This is a genomic window from Pseudomonas alloputida, from assembly GCF_021283545.2.
In the GTDB taxonomy this organism is placed as follows: domain Bacteria; phylum Pseudomonadota; class Gammaproteobacteria; order Pseudomonadales; family Pseudomonadaceae; genus Aquipseudomonas; species Aquipseudomonas alloputida.
Genome location: NZ_CP128540.1, coordinates 370,275 through 388,111, shown reverse-complemented (window position 1 = coordinate 388,111; position 17,837 = coordinate 370,275). Strand labels below are relative to the sequence as shown.

At 63.1% G+C, this 17,837-nt stretch carries 11 protein-coding genes; 3 read left to right on the top strand and 8 right to left on the bottom strand.

Features of this window, described 5'->3' with window-relative positions; translation table 11 throughout:
- Positions 1–41: 41 nt before the first annotated feature.
- Complete coding sequence (locus tag LU682_RS01670) at positions 42–2,828, top strand: dermonecrotic toxin domain-containing protein (protein ID WP_060489129.1); 2,787 nt, start codon at positions 42–44, stop codon at positions 2,826–2,828.
- Positions 2,829–2,845: 17 nt separating this feature from the next.
- Here LU682_RS01670 and LU682_RS01665 read toward each other — a convergent pair whose 3' ends face one another.
- From LU682_RS01665 to glnE, 8 genes are all read right to left on the bottom strand, one after another.
- Positions 2,846–4,288 (bottom strand): lipopolysaccharide kinase InaA family protein, encoded by a 1,443-nt coding sequence (locus LU682_RS01665; RefSeq protein ID WP_010951699.1) that lies wholly within the window; start codon positions 4,286–4,288, stop codon positions 2,846–2,848.
- The gene (locus LU682_RS01660) at positions 4,288–5,040 is read right to left on the bottom strand and encodes a lipopolysaccharide kinase InaA family protein (RefSeq protein ID WP_003255640.1); all 753 of its coding nucleotides are present in this window, start codon (positions 5,038–5,040) and stop codon (positions 4,288–4,290) included. The genes LU682_RS01665 and LU682_RS01660 overlap by 1 nt, the downstream gene beginning before the upstream one ends.
- Entirely contained in the window at positions 5,037–5,771 is a 735-nt protein-coding gene (locus LU682_RS01655; RefSeq protein ID WP_010951698.1) for a lipopolysaccharide kinase InaA family protein, read from the bottom strand. The genes LU682_RS01660 and LU682_RS01655 overlap by 4 nt, the downstream gene beginning before the upstream one ends.
- Positions 5,771–6,577 carry a lipopolysaccharide core heptose(I) kinase RfaP gene (rfaP, locus tag LU682_RS01650; RefSeq protein ID WP_010951697.1) on the bottom strand — a complete coding sequence of 269 codons (807 nt, stop codon included), beginning with the start codon at positions 6,575–6,577 and terminating at the stop codon, positions 5,771–5,773. Before rfaP ends, LU682_RS01655 begins: the two co-directional genes overlap by 1 nt.
- Positions 6,574–7,698, bottom strand: coding sequence for a glycosyltransferase family 4 protein (locus LU682_RS01645; RefSeq protein WP_010951696.1), 1,125 nt, complete (start codon positions 7,696–7,698; stop codon positions 6,574–6,576). The genes rfaP and LU682_RS01645 overlap by 4 nt, the downstream gene beginning before the upstream one ends.
- Entirely contained in the window at positions 7,698–8,756 is a 1,059-nt protein-coding gene (waaC, locus tag LU682_RS01640; RefSeq protein WP_003255648.1) for a lipopolysaccharide heptosyltransferase I, read from the bottom strand. Before waaC ends, LU682_RS01645 begins: the two co-directional genes overlap by 1 nt.
- A complete protein-coding gene (waaF, locus tag LU682_RS01635) occupies positions 8,757–9,806 on the bottom strand; it encodes a lipopolysaccharide heptosyltransferase II (protein WP_010951695.1) in 1,050 nt (349 codons plus the stop codon).
- Positions 9,807–10,008: 202 nt separating this feature from the next.
- Positions 10,009–12,942: a bifunctional [glutamate--ammonia ligase]-adenylyl-L-tyrosine phosphorylase/[glutamate--ammonia-ligase] adenylyltransferase gene (glnE, locus tag LU682_RS01630; RefSeq protein WP_010951694.1), complete on the bottom strand. Its 2,934-nt coding sequence runs from the start codon at positions 12,940–12,942 to the stop codon at positions 10,009–10,011.
- 383 nt (positions 12,943–13,325) lie between these two features.
- Here glnE and aceE point away from each other — a divergent pair, with 383 nt between their 5' ends.
- Positions 13,326–15,971, top strand: coding sequence for a pyruvate dehydrogenase (acetyl-transferring), homodimeric type (aceE, locus tag LU682_RS01625; RefSeq protein ID WP_010951693.1), 2,646 nt, complete (start codon positions 13,326–13,328; stop codon positions 15,969–15,971).
- Positions 15,972–15,984: 13 nt separating this feature from the next.
- Positions 15,985–17,625, top strand: a complete 1,641-nt coding sequence (aceF, locus tag LU682_RS01620; RefSeq protein WP_003255652.1) for a dihydrolipoyllysine-residue acetyltransferase — start codon at positions 15,985–15,987, stop codon at positions 17,623–17,625.
- Positions 17,626–17,837: the final 212 nt, after the last annotated feature.

Genomic DNA, 17,837 nt, shown 5'->3' with positions numbered 1-17,837 from the left:
ATTGCCAAGCATGGGGTTTTCCTCAACCAAGGACCCGCCCAATGCGCCCCCTCGAACAACTGGAACAGATCGACCGACAGATCGGTGACCTGCTCGACGGCCTTCCGACCCTCGACCTTCAACAACCCATCAACCCCGACACACGCACCTGGCTGCACGGTGAACTGGCCAGCTTCTGGACCACGGCCGATGAGCATGGTGAAACCCCCAGACAAAAGCTGCTGGCACTGCGCAAGGCGCTGATGCTGGCCGAGGTTGAACTGCGCCTGGGCGACGAGACCTTGGGCTACCGCTCAGCCGATCAACTATGGGCCTGCCTGCACCTGCCACTACCCTCCCAGCGCAGGCATATGCCCCTGGCCAAAAGGCCACAGGTCTACCGCGTTCTGCTGGAAGGCCTACGGCCCAACTGGCGAAGCTACCTGCCAGGCACACTGATCATCGTTGCCGGTACCGCCGAAGGCCCTATGCTCACGCCTCAGGATGCCGCAGGCGCTGCCTTGCTGTGCAGCCTGTCACAAGGCATCGAGGCTTTCGACTCACTGGGCGCACTGCACCAGGAGCTTTGCGAACGCCTGGAAGACCCACTCCAGAGCAGACCGCTGCTGCATCTGTACACTGACACGCAGGCGGACCGCGCTCGCCGGTCAAAGCGTCTGCGCTATGACTGGTACGCCGATAACCTGCTGGAGGCCCAGATCGACAGTGCGATAGAAGCCCAACGCCAACGCTTGAGTGACACCGGCTTGTGGAGCAACGCCTCACCCGACCAGCACATCCAAATACATAAAGCCCTGGCGCTATGGCACGAAGTCGGCGCCAAACCCATCCTGCAAACACGCTACTCCCAATTGCTTGAGAAGCACCTGCCCAACTGGCTGCGCAATACATCTGCGCAAGGCCTGAGCCATATGATGCAGGCCATGCAAACGCTGGTGGCAATCGCCGAGCAGGCTGCTGCCCCGGGAGTGCTGAGCCTTGACGACTTCAAGCAACGCAATAGCCTGCTGGCCTGGGCCAACGCACGCCTTCGCGAGCGCCTGAGCCATGACCTGGGGTACGAAACAGATCCTCGCGAGATCAAGATCGTGGTCGTACGCGCCCGCCGCACGGGCGCCATCATGCATCCCTTCGCCCTCTCATCCTATGTCACCTATGCAGGCATGCGACGCGTGGGCCACGAGATGGTGGAGATGGTCGAGGAAATCAACACCCTCGAAGAGATCGCCCTCAAGAACTTGCCGTGGTTCGATACCGACTACTGGCTGACTGCCCGGGTGATCCATGCCCACGGCAAAGCCATGCCCGCCGGGCTCACGCCGCAGTATGTCAAGCACATGGTCCGGGAACTGAACGTGGGTGACAGCTACGCAAAGTACCTGCACACCCAACTCATCAGTTCCAGAGCAGGCAAATGGCGCCTGACTGCGCACAGCAAGGTCAACCGTGCACGCATGCACGCTGAAGCAGTCAAGGCGCGCTACGCCGGACACTTTGGCGAAGACCCTTTCGAACATGGCTACAACTGGGTGCGCGCAGTGTTGGACCAACCACACAATGCCTTGCGTGCGCCAGTAGCAGGCTACCCGGTCACTGTTCGGCAGTTGAACATCATGGGCCATACCCTGCAGGGCGTGCTTCTGCTCAACAGCCTCCCCTACAAGTCTCCGGCATGCGTGCTATACACCCCGGATGCCCCGGACCGCAGGGCCTGGCGCCGTTTTCGAACAACCCGCGAACTGCTTCGCACATTGCGCCAACAGCCCACGTTGAGAGCGTACGTAGCCCAGCGCCTGCCATTGCTGCCTGTCGCCACGGTGCAGCGGTTGCTGGACAAGGGGCGCCTGAGCACGCATTTGACCACGCCCGAGGTCAAAGACGACCTTTTCTTCGACTACTACATGGCCGAGGCCCGGGCGCTGATCGCCCAGGCCGACGCCGACAGCATGACGACCAGGGAAGTGAATGCGGAGTCGGTCATGGCGCTGAGCTGGCGTTTGCTGGATTTCATCAGCCTGCTGCTGCCCAACCGCGCGTTGCTGGTGCTGTCGATTGGCCGCATGGCAATCGATATCCTGGACGGCATCGAGGCCTTCAACCAAGAGGATGTCGAAGGGGTGATGCGGCATTCCTATCAGGCGCTTAGCCACCTCAACGATGCAGGTACCAGTTTTCTCGGTTCCAGATTGCTACGCCGGTCCCTGCGCGGAATACCCAAACAACCGCCACTGCCACTGCCCGCACGCTTCCAGGCGCAACCGGACAGCAGCAGCCTCCGGTATCGCATAGACGGTATCTACGGTGAGGGTGTATACGAGCAAAGCTCGGCGTTTGGTGGGCTGTCGCTGTATTTCGTCAAGGACAGCGACAACCGCTACTACCAGGTCAGCTTCGACGGCTACCGCTGGCGAGCCATTGACCCTGACCAGCCAGATGCCTATCTGCAGCAACCGCTCAAGCGCAAAGCCGACGGGCAGTGGGTCATCGACTCACCGGTGCTCTGGTACGACGGGCTGCCCGACCTGAAGCAATTACTGCAGGACTGCTATCTACAAACGCCTGTGGCCGGCCTGCCGGTAAACATCGAACAAGGGCTTTTTCAGGCTGACGATCAGCTGTACCTGGCACTCGAGAACGGGCAGTTGCCTGTGCGCCGCCACCTTCTACCGGATCATTACCACTTGGAGATTGCCGTTGCCAGCAACGCCGGGGTGGTGCCGTGGGCGGTGCTGCGCCACGAAAACGGCCAGTGGCTGATACGCGTTCGCCAGGCAGGGCGCAGCAGTGACTGGCTGACACTGCCAGATCAACCACCGCCGGCCCACTGACAGCGGAGCCGGCGGCCTCAGTCGACCAGTTTTGGCAACAGCCGGTCCAGCCGCTGATGCAAGGCACTGCCAGTGGGCCAGTTGCGCAGCAGCCGTGCCCGGTCACGGGCATAGGCCGGGGCGAAGCTGAGCTGGGTGGCGTGCTGGCACATGGCATCGAGGTCGATCAGCGACCACTGGCCGTTGTGCCAGAACAGGTTATGGCCTTTGAAGTCGCCGTGGCTGATGCGTTCGCGAATCAGCTGCTGCATCACGTGCACCAAGGCATCCACCTGCTCCTCGGGCGCATCGCCGCTTTCGACGTGGGGCGCGAAGCATGCCGTCAGGTCCGGGCCGTCGACATACTCGGTGACCAGGTAAGCACGGCTGCGCAGGCCCAGCACTCGCTGTTCCAGCACCGCGAGGGGGCGTGGGGTGGCGATGTCGAGGAATTCCAGGCGGTGGCCTTCAATCCAGGAATGCCAGGCCCGGCTCGGGCGCCAGAAGCGCTTGAACCAATGTGCGGTGTTCTTGATGTTGTAGCGCTTGATCACCAACTGGCGACCATTGACCTCGATGCGCGCCACGCTGGCAGCGCCACCGGTCTTGTACAAATGGCCCTTGTCGATCAGCGCATCGGCCTGCTCCAGTACAGGCTGCATGGCCTCGACCTCACTGCGGCGGATCGCCTGCAAGCCCGAGAGGGTGCGCTGGACGCTGAACAGGCTGCACTCGCGGCCAGCCTTGTCCAGATAGTCCTTCTGGCGCCAGTTGCGCACCTTGTCCACCTGTTTCTGCAGCGCTTCCAGCGGCAAGGCATGCTCGGCATTGGCCAGCAGGTAATGCACCAGCAGCTCTTCGATGAACGGCTCCAGGCGCTTGGGCAATTGGGCGAAGAACACCCCGAGGTTTTCCAGCACGCGTGGACGCGACAACTGCTGACCGGGTGTTTCCGCCCTGATGCCCGCACCGTCGATCAGGTACAGCTTGCCGGCATGGCGCAGCAGGTTGTCCAGGTGCAGGTCTTCCTGCCAAAGGCCTTGGGCGTGCATGTGCGCCACAGCCGTGAGCGCTTCGCCCAGTACCAGGTGCTGCTCGTCCGCCAGCACTGGCAGGTTTTCCACTGCGGCCCAGGCATCGGCCAGGCTTTGGGCACCGTCAAGGAACTCGAACAGCAGCCAGCCGCCCTCGCCTTCCTTGAGGCCGTCGGCCAGTAGCGTCGGTGTGGTCAGGCCTTGTTCGGCCAGCAACTTCACACCCTGCAGTTCGCGCTGGAAATGCCGCGCGGCGTTACCACCGACCAGCAGCTTCGCCAGCACCGGTGTGCCACGCCAGACACCAGCGCCCACATAACGCTGGCCCGGCAGCACACGCAGCAGGGTGAGCAGTTGCAAGTCGGCACTGCCGGCGGCATCAACCAACGTGATACTCAGGGGCAGCGTCGGGCTGCGCCCGGCATCCTTCAGTTCAGACAAACGCATCAGCGGGCCTCTTTTTCACGACGGCGTTGCGTCAGCCGTTGCAGCCAGGTGTCGACCAGCGCGCCGTCAGCCGGCTGCCCCAGGTAGGTAGCCAGCAAAGTACGTACATCCTGCACGCGCCAGGCCTGCGCGCGGCGCAGCAGCGGTTCCAGGTCCTTGAGGCGGTCACGCATGCCGAACAGCAGCGGCCGGGTCTTTTCCAGGTCGATCAATTGCGCGTCCCAACCCTCGCGGCGTTGACGCAGGAAAATGTGCTTGGGGTAGAAGCAGCCATGCACCTGGCCGGCGCTGTGCAGGGTACGCGCCAGCTGACCGCAGGCCTGCAGGATGCCAGTGCGCTCGGCTTCACCCAACCGCGGCCACTGCGCCAGCAGGCTGTCGAGGTCGGCCCACTCGTCCAGAGCGCGGGTCATCAGGATGGCCCGGTGCTTGCCGCCCTGCTTGCGCTCGCCGTAGAACACCGCCTGCAATGCCGGAATGCGCAGCTTCTGGTAGCGACTGATGTTGCGGAATTCGCGGGCGAAGGTGGGCTCGCCGAACGGCCGGTGCAAGGTACGGGTCAGGTAGTCGCTCTGGCGCTTGAGGTAGTAGCCCTTGCCTTCGAGTTCCAGACGGAAAACGCTGCTCCAGCCACCACGGCCGGTGTTGGGTTCGTCCACAGCATCAAGTTGCAGCGCCCACAGCGCCTCGAAGTTGTCCAGGCCATGGCGCTTGAGCAGCGCGAGGTCCGCGCTGGCCAGGTAATCGGTCATTCCCTTCCCTCGAAAAAGCCCAGTACCCGATGAATGCGCTTCTTGTCACGCACATTCAGCCGGTCGCGGCCACGGTATTGCAGGTAGAAGCGCAAGCGCTGGGTAGCTGACAGGTGGTATTTGGCCACTTTGTCCAGGCATGCCAGGTCCTTGATCATCCGATGGCGCCACATGAAACCGCGCCAGAAGTCGCCGGTGGGGCAGTCAATGAAGAATAGCGTGCCTTGGTCATCGACCAGCAGGTTGCGCCACTTCAGGTCGTTATGGGCAAAGCGGTGTTCGTGCATGACCCGGGTATGGCGCGCCAGCTGACGACTGACATGGTCGACCCAGGCGCGGTCGGCCAAGCGCGCATCGTTGTGTTCGGCCAGGGCCGACAGGTCTTCGGTGTGCGGCAGTTCACGGGTGATCATCGCGCCACGGCCAAAGGCCAGGCCGTTGCGCTCCAGGCCCCAGGCCACGACTTCGGCAGTGGGGATACCCCATTTGGCGAACTGCTTGAGGTTTTGCCATTCGGCCTTGATGCGTGGCCGCCCCAGGTACCGGCGCATGTGCTTGCCGGCCCCGGTGTAGCGCTTGACGTAGTAGTTGATCCCGTCACGCTCGATGCGTACCACTTCACTGAGCGGGTCGCGGGTCAGCCGTTCGCCCTGGAGGGCGAACACCGCGTCGAGGCTGCCGAAGTCCGCCGCCAGGTGTTCGTACCCCGGCGCCAGTGTCCAACTCGCCATCAGAGTGCATCCCCATAGCGTTGCTTGCGATCGTAGAGTTTCTGGGCCTTGCGCTCCAGCCAGGCGAGCAGCGCGGCTTCGTCCTTCAGCACCTGCCGCAGCGGACGCTGGAAGTAACCACGCAGGAAGCGCAGCTTGTCGCGTTGGGTCAGGCCGATGTCCAGGGCCGAAAAGTACAGCGCAGCCAGGTCCTTGTCGCGCCAGCGGCGGCTGATTCTGGCACGGGTTTGCGCGCGGTGCAGGTCGATCACCGACAGCTTGAAGTCATCCGCCGTCACCGGTCGGTCGGTGTGCAACAGGAAATGGCAGATGTAGCAATCGCGGTGGTTGACCCCGGCGCGGTGCATGCCGCCGGTCATCTTCGCCACCTCGGCGATAAGTGCACGCTTCAGGCGCGGCTCGGGCGGCTGTTTGACCCAGTCGATGCTGAAGTCTTCCAGGCTGATGGTCGGCGCCAGCTCTTCGGTGATGATGAACGAGTGCTGCGCGGCCGGGTTGCTGCCACGCTCGCCGTAGGCGACTGCGGTCATGGTCGGCACGCCCACTTCATGCAGGCGTTGGATCGCCCGCCATTCCTGGCCAGCCCCGAGCACCGGCAACTTGGCGGTGAACAGGTTCTTGAAGATCTCGCCCCAGCCGATGCCACGGTGGATCTTGACGAAAAAGCCCTCGCCAGCCACTTCGGTGCGCAGCGTGCGGCGCCCTTCCAGCTCGCGATAGACCTCGCCTTGCAGCGCCTCCACGGCGTCGAAGGCATCACGCCCGGCCCACAGGCGTTTGAAGGGTTCGGCCAATATCAGCTTCATGCGGTTTTTTGCCCCAGGATCACGTCGGCAGCATGCTGCGGCATGCTGTACAGATCGGCGCTATCAGCAAATGCCAGGCCATTGCGCGACCAGCTGGCACGCGCCTGCGGGTCTTCGAGCATGCGCTGCAGATAGCCGTTGAGCTGCTCTTGTTCGAACGGCTCGTCCAGCACCAGGCCGCTGTCGGCCTCGGCAATGTAGTGGGCATAACCGCACACCTTGGACACCAGCACCGGCAAGCCGGCGACCAACGCTTCGAGCAGCACCGTACCGGTATTCTCGTTGTACGCCGGGTGAATCAGCAGGTCGGCGCCCAGCAGGAAGCGCGGGATATCGCTGCGGCCCTTGAGAAACTGCACCTGGTCGCCCAAGCCCAGGGTAGCGCTTTGCAGCTGGAATACCTTGGGGTCGTCCTGGCCGATCACCATCAGCCTGGTGCGTTTGCGCAGGGCTGACGGCAGCGCAGCCAGTGCCTTGAGGCTGCGGTCCACGCCTTTGGTCTTGAAGCCTGAGCCAATCTGCACCAGCAGCAGGTCGTCATCCCCCAGGTTGAATTCCTTGCGGAACTCAGCGCGGATCTCGGCGGCATTGGCCGGCGCACGGCGATCCTGGGAAATGCCTGGCGGCAGGAGGTGGAAACGTTCTACCGGGGTGCCGTAATGCTTGATGAACAGCGGCTGCTGCACTTCGGAAATCATCAGCACTTCGGTATGGGCGTCCTTGGCAAACACCGCACGCTCGTACTCGGCAAAGTGCCGGTAGCGGCCCCAGCGGCGGTACAGCCCACCGCGCAGGGTCTGCGCCTTGTCTTCGAAGCAGCCGTCGGCGGCGTAGTACACGTCCAGCCCTGGCATCTTGTTGAAGCCGATCAGGCGGTCGACCGGGCGCTTGGCCAGGTCGGCGGCCATCCAGGCGCTGAGCTTCTCGTTGCGGCGGTGGTTGAAAATCGCCTTCACCGGCGCCACCAGCACTTCGAAGCCCGGCGGAATGTCACCCTCCCAGATCAGCGTATACACACGGATCTGGTGGCCCCGCTTCTGGCATTCCAGGGCAATGCGCATGAAATCGCGCTGCAGCCCGCCGAAGGGGAAATATTTGTAAAGCACGAAAGCCAGTTGCATCAACGGACATCCTCAGCCAGCAGCAACGCGCTCAAGCGGCTCGCCACATGCTCGGGATTCAGGCGAGTGAAGCACAGCGGCCACTCGCGTTTCAGATCGAACCGGGCCAGGTCATCGGCGCTCGGTTTGTAGGTGCACTTCTTCTGCAGGCAGGGAGCGCAAGGCCAGTCACTGGCCTGGTGAATCTGGGTCCGTCCGTAGGCGCCAGTCAGGCCCGGGTTGGTAGGGCCAAACAGCGAAAGGGTGGGCACATCGAGTGCCGCCGCCAGGTGGCCAAGGCCGGTATCGACCGCCACGCAGGCCTTTGCCGCCGCCAGAACACGAGCGACGCCGGCAAGGTTCAATTTGGGGAGTACCTGACAGTTGTTCAAGCCTTGGGCAATTCGCTCGGCCCGCGCCTTCTCAGCCGGATTACCCCAAGGCAGGCGCACTTCCAGCTTGCGCCGGCCCATGCGCTCGGCCAGTTCGCGCCAGTAGGCTTCGGGCCAATGCTTGGTCGCCCAGGTGGTGCCATGCAGGAACACCACATAGGGCGCAGCCGGCGGCAGTTGCAGGCGGTCGAGGTCCAGGCCGTAGTTGCCGATGCCTTCTGGCAGGTCATAGGCCAGGGCCATGGCAAACAGTTGGCGTACCCGCTCCACCGCGTGCTGGCCGGTGGCAACCGACAGAGGTCGGTCGTAGAAGCGGCTGGCCCAGCCTTCGCGCGCCGAGTAGCGGTCCAGGCCGGCTACGGGTGCCTTCACGTAACGGGTCAACCAGGCCGACTTGACCAGGCCCTGGGCGTCGATCACAAGGTCGTACTTGCGCTCGCGCACGCGCTGCTTGAACGCCTTCCACTCGCCACTCTTGATGGTTTGCCAGAGGTTCTTGCGCCAGCGACGGATCGCCACCGGGATGACCTGGTCGACCGCGGGGTGCCAACTGGGGATTTCGGCGAAGCCTTCTTCCACCACCCAATCGAAACGGATGCCGGGAATGGCATGGGCGGCATCGGTAAGCGCCGGCAGGGTGTGGATTACATCCCCCAGCGACGAGGTCTTGATGATCAGTACCCGCACTTAGTCGACCTCGGCCACGGTATCGATCAGGTCCGGCCCGCTGAGGCTGTGCAGGGCGGCGATCACTTTGCCCGGTTCCAGCAGACGCAGGCAATTGTAATGGCCGAAGCGACAGGTGCGGTCAAAGCACGGGCTGCACTCGATACCGGTGCGCACCACTTCCACCTGTTCGGCCAGCGGCGGGGTGAAGCCGGGTGAAGTCGAGCCGTACACCGCCACCAACGGACGGTTCAGCGCAGCGGCCACGTGCATCAGGCCGGAGTCGTTGGACACCACGGCATGGGCGCAGGACATCAGGTCGATGGCCTCGGCCAGCGAGGTCTCACCGGCCAGGTTGGACGATTCTTCACGGAGCCCCGGAATCAGCCGGTCGCGGATCTGCTCACCGACCGGGTGATCGTTCTTCGAGCCAAACAGCCACACTTGCCAGCCTTGGCGAATCATCGCATCGGCCACAGCGGCATAGTGCTCTGCCGGCCAGCGCTTGGCTTCGCCAAACTCGGCGCCAGGGCACAGCGCCAGTACCGGACGGTCCAGTTCCAGGCCGAACTTGGCCAGGGCGGCGTCACGGCTTTGCGCTTCGATCTGCAGGTTGGGGCGCGGGTATGGCTGCGGCAGCTCGGCGCCGGGTGCGTAAGCCAGGGCCATGAAGCGCTCGATCATCAGCGGGTAGCGGGCCTTGTCCAGCTTGCGCACATCGTTCAGCAGGCCGAAGCGCATTTCACCGCGCCAGCCGGTGCGTTTGGGAATGCCGGCAAAAAAGGGCACCAGCGCCGACTTGAGCGAGTTGGGCAGCAGGATGGCCTGGTCGTACTGGCCGGCCAGGGACTTGCCGATGCGCCGCCGCGTGGCCAGCTCCAGCGCGCCGTGGCCGAGCGGGAAGCTCAAGGCCTGGCGCACTTCAGGCATGCGCTCGAGGATCGGCCGGCTCCATTCAGGGGCCAGCACGTCGATCACGCAGTCGGGGTGCTGCTGTTTCAGGCACTGGAACAGGGTCTGCGCCATCACCATGTCGCCGACCCAGCTGGGGCCAATGATCAGTATTCTCATGCTTAGTCCAGAAACGCTCGGGGAGGCTACAGGCTGCGGTACAGCCTGGCCTCCCCTCTTTATATTCAGGCTATGTGGCGGACAGTGTACCACTCACATGGCCTATTCGCGGGCAAGCCCGCTCCCACAGGGATTGCACACTGCTCAGGGCCTGTGCAGTACCTGTGGGAGCGGGCTTGCCCGCGAATAAGCCAACACGGTATCAGCTTAAACCCAACTCACCCCAGATCCGCCGCACTTCACGGCGTTCATCGGCAAACTGTGCCGCATCGATCACCCCGGCCTCCTTCTGCAGGGCCTGGCGGTGGGAGGCCGAGCGGAACGCTTTGTACACTTCACGCAACAGCACCGCGTCACTGGCCGGCATCAGGTTCGCCTGCTCCAGCTCTTCCAGAATGCGGATGTTATCGGTCCATCGAAGTATGGCCGGATGGTCATGGGACCAGGCCAAAGCGGCGTATTGCACCATAAATTCGATATCGACGATACCGCCGGCATCCTGCTTGATATCGAAGGGTACACCGGCGTCGAAGGCGTTCGCCGCGGTACCGGCAGCCGTCGCCTTGGTACCGAGGTTGTCACGCATCTTGGCGCGCATTTCACTCACCTCGCCGCGCAGCTTTTCCAGGTCGCGGGCCTGGCCCAGTACCTTGGCGCGCACACCTTCGAATGCCGCCCCCACCTGCTTGCAACCCACCAGCACACGGGCCCGTACCAGCGCCTGGTGTTCCCAGGTCCAGGCTTCGTTCTGCTGGTAGCGTTCGAAGGCGCCCAGCGAGCTGACCAGCAGGCCCGAGGCGCCGGACGGGCGCAGGCGCATATCCACGTCGTACAGTTGGCCCGAGTTGGTCTGGGTGGTCAGCAAGTGGATGATGCGCTGCCCCAGACGCGTGAAGAACTGCGCGCTGTCGATAGGCTTCGCACCGTCGGTTTCCGCCTGCGGATCGCCGTCATGGATGAAGACCAGGTCCAGGTCCGAACCGTGGCCGAGCTCCAGGCCGCCCATCTTGCCGTAACCGATAATGATGAAACCCGGGTCGCACAGGCTGCCGTCGCTGCGCTTGGGTTGGCCGTGGCGGGCCACGGTCTGGCGCCAGGCCAGGGCCAGCACCTGGTCGAGGATGGCTTCAGCCAGCCAGGTCAGGTAGTCGCTGACTTTCATCAACGGCAGGTTGCCGCTGATTTCCGAGGCGGCCACGCGCAGGCTGTGGGCCAGCTTGAAATGGCGCAGCGCCTCCATCTGCTGCTCCAGGTCGTCCTCGGGGATGCGCGTCAGGCGCTCGCGCAGCTCGCTGGCCAGTTCTGGCGCCAAGGGCGGGCTGAACAAGCGGCCCTCATTGAGCAGTTCGTCGAGCAGCAGCGGGTAAAGGGCAATCTGCTCGGCAATCCACGGGCTGGCGGCGCACAGCGTCAGCAAACGGCGCAGGGCACCGGGGTTTTCGGTCAGCAGTACCAGGTAGGCAGAACGCCTTGCCACAGCCTCGACCAATGGCAACACCCGCTCCAGCACCAGGTCGGGGTTGTCATGCTCCACCGCCTGGGCCAGCAGCCGTGGGATGAATGCGTCAAGTCGCTCACGGCCGATGCGCTGCATCGAGCGCAACTGCGGGCTGGAACGCAGCCCGGCCAGGCGCCTCAAGGCTTCGGCGGGTTGCTTGAAGCCAGCCTCTTGCAATTGCCGGCCAGCGGCTTCTTCATCCTGCGCCTGCTCCCACAACGGCGACCACTCGCCACCCACCACCAGTTCGCCTTCGCCGTCTTCATCATCCGGGTCGGCAATGACCTGGCGGAAATGCCAGTCGATACGGCCACGCCAGTACATCAACTGGTCGTGGAAGCTCTGCCAGTCGGCAAAACCGAGCACGTAGGCCACGCGTGCCTGATCGGTCTCACCTTCCGGCAACATTTGCGTCTGGCGGTCGGCAATGGCCTGGATCGCGTGCTCGGTGTACCGCAGGAACTCATAACCCTCGCGCAACTCGGCCACCACTGCTGGCGGCAGGTAGCCTTGGCCTTCCAGGGTGGCCAGCACCTTGAGCAACGGCCGCTGCTGCAGGCTGAGGTCACGCCCGCCGTGGATCAGCTGGAAGGCTTGGGCGATGAACTCTACTTCGCGAATACCACCGGCACCCAGCTTGATGTTCTCGGCCATGCCCTTGCGCCGCACTTCCTGCTGGATCAGCTGCTTCATGGTGCGCAGCGCTTCGATTGCGGAAAAGTCCAGGTAGCGGCGGTACACGAACGGGCGCAGCATCTCCTGCAACTGCGCGCCGGCCGCCTGGTCGCCGGCCACCACCCGCGCCTTGATCATCGCGTAACGTTCCCAGTCACGGCCCTGGTCCTGGTAGTACTGCTCCAGTGCATTGAAGCTGAGCACCAGGGCACCCGCCGAACCATAGGGACGCAGGCGCATGTCAACGCGGAACACAAAGCCGTCGACGGTAACCGGGTCCAGTGCCTTGATCAGCCTTTGGCCCAGGCGCGTGAAGAACTCCTGGTTGTCCAGCGAGCGCTTCACCCCTTCGGTTTCACCGCCCTCGGGGAAGCCGAAGATCAGGTCGATGTCCGACGACAGGTTAAGCTCTACCGCTCCCAGCTTGCCCATGCCCAGCACCACCATGTGCTGCGGCTGGCCGCTGCGGTTGCCGATGGGCGTGCCGAATTGCTGGCAATGACGCGGGTACAGCCATTGGTAGGCTTCGTCGATGGCCGCATCGGCAAGGTCCGACAGGTCACGGCAGGTTTCGCCAAGTTCCGCCTGACGGGTAATGTCGCGCCAGATAATGCGCAGCTGCTGGCGGTTGCGCGCGCGGCGCAGATTGCGCGCCAGCTCGTCCTCGCTCTGTGCCGCCTGGGCTGTTGCGGCGATTTGCCCGCGCAGCTCACCCGGGGCGTAACGCCGCTCCAGCTCGCCGCTGGCCAGCAGGGCGAACAGCATGGCGGGCTCGCGCTGGGCCAAACTGAGCACGAATTCACTGGCAGCAGCCACCTGATCGAACTGCTGCCGGTGCAGCGGGCTCCAGGCCTGCAGGTCGAGTTCGGGGTGGCCGGCCACGGCATCGCTGATGAACTGCTGGTTGCGAGTGACCAGCGGCTGCAAGGTGGCAGGCAGATCGGAGGGCAAAGGTAGGCGCATGGTCTATCCTTGATCGGCGTGAAATAGAGGGGAAAAAGCGGCCAAGGGGAAGCCGGACCACGGTTGGACTGTCGTACAAAAGTTGGAAATAGCTAAAAAAAACGAAAAATTGGCAACAAACATCAAGAACCACCCGTTCGCGACACAATGCCAACCAACATGAACGTTTTTCCTCACAAGCCAAGGTGCGACCAAACGTCGCACAAATGTAGTTTTACTACTACTCGTGTCGTGTAAAAGCATGAAATGCGAAAGCAAATGTAGTAAAACTACAACGCGCCGGAAGACACCCCGGTAATCCAAGAATTCACGACGTCTGCCCATAAGGCCAGTCGCAATCTCAGGCAATCGATTCTGGTTGCCTTTCCGCCCTGGAGCAAGCCATGCAAGACCTCGATCCAATCGAAACCCAGGAATGGCTGGATGCCCTGGAGTCGGTCCTCGACAAAGAAGGCGAAGACCGCGCTCATTACCTGATGACCCGTATGGGCGAGCTGGCCACCCGTAGTGGCTCCCAGCTGCCATATGCGATCACCACGCCATACCGCAACACCATCCCTGTCACCCACGAAGCACGCATGCCTGGCGACCTGTTCATGGAACGCCGCATTCGCTCGATGGTGCGTTGGAACGCGCTGGCCATGGTCATGCGTACCAACCTGAAAGACTCGGACCTGGGCGGACACATCTCTAGCTTCGCCTCCAGTGCCACCCTGTACGACATCGGCTTCAACTACTTCTTCCAGGCCCCTACCGAAGAACACGGCGGCGACCTGATCTTCTTCCAGGGCCACGCATCTCCAGGCGTCTACGCCCGTGCCTTCATGGAAGGCCGTATCAGCGAAGACCAGATGAACAACTTCCGCCAGGAAGTGGACGGCAACGGCCTGTCTTCGTACCCGCACCCATGGCTGATGCCTGACTTCTGGCAGTTCCCGACCGTTTCGATGGGTCTGGGCCCGATCCAGGCGATCTACCAGGCACGCTTCATGAAGTACCTGGAAGCCCGTGGCTTCATCCCGGCCGGCAAGCAGAAGGTCTGGTGCTTCATGGGCGACGGTGAGTGCGACGAGCCGGAATCCCTGGGTGCAATCGCCCTGGCCGGCCGCGAGAAGCTGGACAACCTGATCTTCGTCATCAACTGCAACCTGCAGCGCCTCGACGGCCCGGTTCGCGGCAACGGCAAGATCATCCAGGAACTCGAAGGCGTGTTCCGTGGCGGTGGCTGGAACGTCAACAAAGTCGTCTGGGGCCGTTTCTGGGACCCACTGCTGGCCAAGGACACCAACGGTGCCCTGCAGCGCCGCATGGACGAAGTCATCGACGGCGAATACCAGAACTACAAAGCCAAAGACGGCGCGTACGTTCGCGAGCACTTCTTCAACACCCCGGAACTCAAGGCCATGGTCGAAGACCTGTCCGACGAAGAGATCTGGAAGCTCAACCGTGGCGGTCACGACCCGTACAAGGTTTACGCGGCCTATCACCAGGCTGTGAACCACAAAGAGCAGCCGACCGTCATCCTGGCCAAGACCATCAAGGGTTACGGCACCGGTGCTGGCGAAGCCAAGAACACCGCGCACAACACCAAGAAGGTCGACGTCGACAGCCTGCGTCACTTCCGTGACCGCTTCGACATCCCGGTCAAGGATGCCGACCTGGAGAACCTGCCGTTCTTCAAGCCGGAAGAAGGTTCTGCCGAAGCCAAGTACCTGGCCGAGCGCCGCGCAGCCCTGGGTGGCTTCGTACCGCAGCGCCGTGCCAAGAGCTTCAGCGTGCCGACCCCGCCACTGGAAACGCTGAAAGCGATCCTGGACGGCTCGGGCGACCGCGAAATCTCCACCACCATGGCCTTCGTGCGTATTCTGGCGCAGCTGGTCAAGGACAAGGACATTGGCCAGCGCATCGTCCCGATCATCCCGGACGAAGCCCGTACCTTCGGTATGGAAGGCATGTTCCGCCAGTTGGGCATCTACTCGTCGGTCGGCCAGCTCTACGAGCCAGTCGATAAAGACCAGGTGATGTTCTACCGCGAAGACAAGAAGGGCCAGATCCTCGAGGAAGGCATCAACGAAGCCGGCGCCATGTCGTCGTTCATCGCTGCCGGTACCTCGTACAGCTGCCACAACCAGCCGATGCTGCCGTTCTACATCTTCTACTCGATGTTCGGTTTCCAGCGTATTGGCGACCTGGCCTGGGCCGCTGGCGACAGCCGCACCCGTGGTTTCCTGATCGGCGGTACCGCCGGCCGTACCACCCTCAACGGTGAAGGCCTGCAGCACGAAGACGGTCACAGCCACATGATGGCGGGCACCATCCCGAACTGCCGCACCTACGATCCGACCTACGGCTACGAGCTGGCGGTGATCATCCAGGACGGCATGAAGAAGATGACCGAAGAGCAACAGGACATCTTCTACTACATCACCGTGATGAACGAATCCTACCAGCAGCCAGCCATGCCGGCCGGTGTCGAGGAAGGCATCATCAAGGGCATGTACCTGCTGGAAGAGGACACCCGCGAAGCCGCACACCACGTACAGCTGATGGGCTCCGGCACCATCCTGCGCGAAGTCCGCGAAGCCGCGAAGATCCTGCGTGAAGAGTTCAACGTCGGTGCCGACGTGTGGAGCGTCACCAGCTTCAACGAACTGCGTCGCGACGGCCTGGCCGTGGAACGCGCCAACCGCCTGAAGCCTGGCCAGAAGCCACAGCAGACCTACGTCGAGCAGTGCCTGAACGGTCGCAAAGGCCCGGTCATCGCCTCTACCGACTACATGAAGCTGTTCGCCGAGCAGATTCGTCAGTGGGTACCGAGCAAAGAGTTCAAAGTCCTGGGTACCGACGGTTACGGTCGCAGCGACAGCCGCAAGAAGCTGCGTCACTTCTTCGAAGTCGACCGCCACTTCGTGGTGCTGGCTGCCCTGGAAGCCCTGGCTGACCGTGGCGAGATCGAACCCAAGGTTGTTGCAGACGCTATCGTCAAGTTCGGTATCGACCCGGACAAGCGCAACCCACTGGACTGCTGAGGAGTATTTTTAAGTGAGCGAACTCATTCGCGTACCTGACATCGGCAGCGGTGAAGGTGAAATCATCGAGCTGTTCGTCAAGGTCGGTGACCGTATCGAGGCTGACCAGAGCCTGCTGACCCTGGAGTCCGACAAGGCCTCCATGGAAATTCCGGCGCCCAAGGCTGGCGTGATCAAGGAACTGAAGGTCAAGCTGGGCGACCGCCTGAAAGAAGGCGACGAACTGCTGGTCCTGGAAGCCGAGGGCGCCGCTGCTGCGGCCCCTGAGGCGCCGGCTGCTGCCGCTGCTCCGGCTGCGGCGCCAGCGCCAGCCGCTGAAGCCGCTCCTGCTGCTCCGGCCGCAGCCCCGGCTGCTGCCAGCGTGCAGGACATCCACGTGCCGGACATCGGTTCGTCGGGCAAGGCCAAGATCATCGAAGTGCTGGTCAAAGTCGGCGACACCGTCGAAGCCGACCAGTCGCTGATTACCCTGGAGTCCGACAAGGCCTCCATGGAAATCCCGTCGCCGGCTGCCGGCGTGGTCGAAGAAGTGCTGTGCAAGCTGGAAGACGAAGTCGGCACTGGCGACCTGATCTTCAAGCTGAAAGTGGCGGGTGCCGCCCCGGCTGCCGCGCCGGCACCGGCTGCTGCTCCTGCACCAGCCAAGGCTGAGGCTGCTCCGGCTGCCGCACCTGCCGCTGCCGCCCCGGCTGCTGCCCCTGCACCGGCTGCTACCGCACCGGCCGCTGGCAGCAATGCCAAGGTTCACGCAGGCCCCGCTGTTCGTCAGCTGGCCCGTGAATTCGGTGTCGAGCTGGGTGCAGTTGCTGCCACCGGCCCGCACGGTCGCATCCTGAAAGAAGACGTGCAGGTCTACGTCAAGGCCATGATGCAGAAGGCCAAGGAAGCGCCGGCAGCCGCCGGTGCGACCGGTGGTGCTGGCATCCCGCCGATCCCTGCCGTGGACTTCAGCAAGTTCGGTGAAGTGGAAGAAGTGGCCCTGACCCGCCTGATGCAGGTCGGTGCTGCCAACCTGCACCGCAGCTGGCTCAACGTGCCGCACGTGACCCAGTTCGACTCTGCCGACATCACCGAGCTGGAAGCCTTCCGCGTTGCGCAGAAGGCCGTGGCCGAGAAGGCTGGGGTGAAGCTGACCGTGCTGCCACTGCTGCTCAAGGCCTGCGCCTTCCTGCTCAAGGAACTGCCGGACTTCAACAGCTCGCTGGCGCCAAGCGGCAAGGCCATCATCCGCAAGAAGTACGTGCACATCGGCTTCGCCGTGGACACCCCGGACGGCCTGCTGGTCCCTGTGATCAAGAACGTCGACCAGAAGAGCCTGCTGCAACTGGCTGCCGAAGCCGCTGCACTGGCCGAGAAGGCGCGCACCAAGAAGCTGTCGGCTGACGAGATGCAAGGCGCCTGCTTCACCATCTCCAGCCTCGGCCACATTGGCGGCACCGGCTTCACGCCGATCGTCAATGCGCCGGAGGTGGCTATCCTGGGCGTCTCCAAGGCGACCATGCAGCCAGTCTGGGATGGCAAGGCCTTCCAGCCAAAGCTGATGTTGCCGCTGTCGCTGTCCTACGATCACCGTGTGATCAACGGCGCTGCCGCCGCGCGCTTCACCAAGCGCCTGGGCGACGTGCTGGGCGATATCCGCACCATGCTGCTGTAAGCCAGCACACTGCCCCTCCTTGCGAGGGGCAGTACCTTTTTCGAGCTGCCACGCTCGTACCTCAACCCCGTCGATTGGCGGGGCTTTTTTTTGCCTGGAAAAAGCTGGGAGGGCTTCGCCCTCCTTTCGCGACACAAGGCCGCAAAGCGGCCCCAAAATCTCCAGCCAAACTGCAGAATCGGCCACGTCAGCCGATAACCTGTCCACAGCAT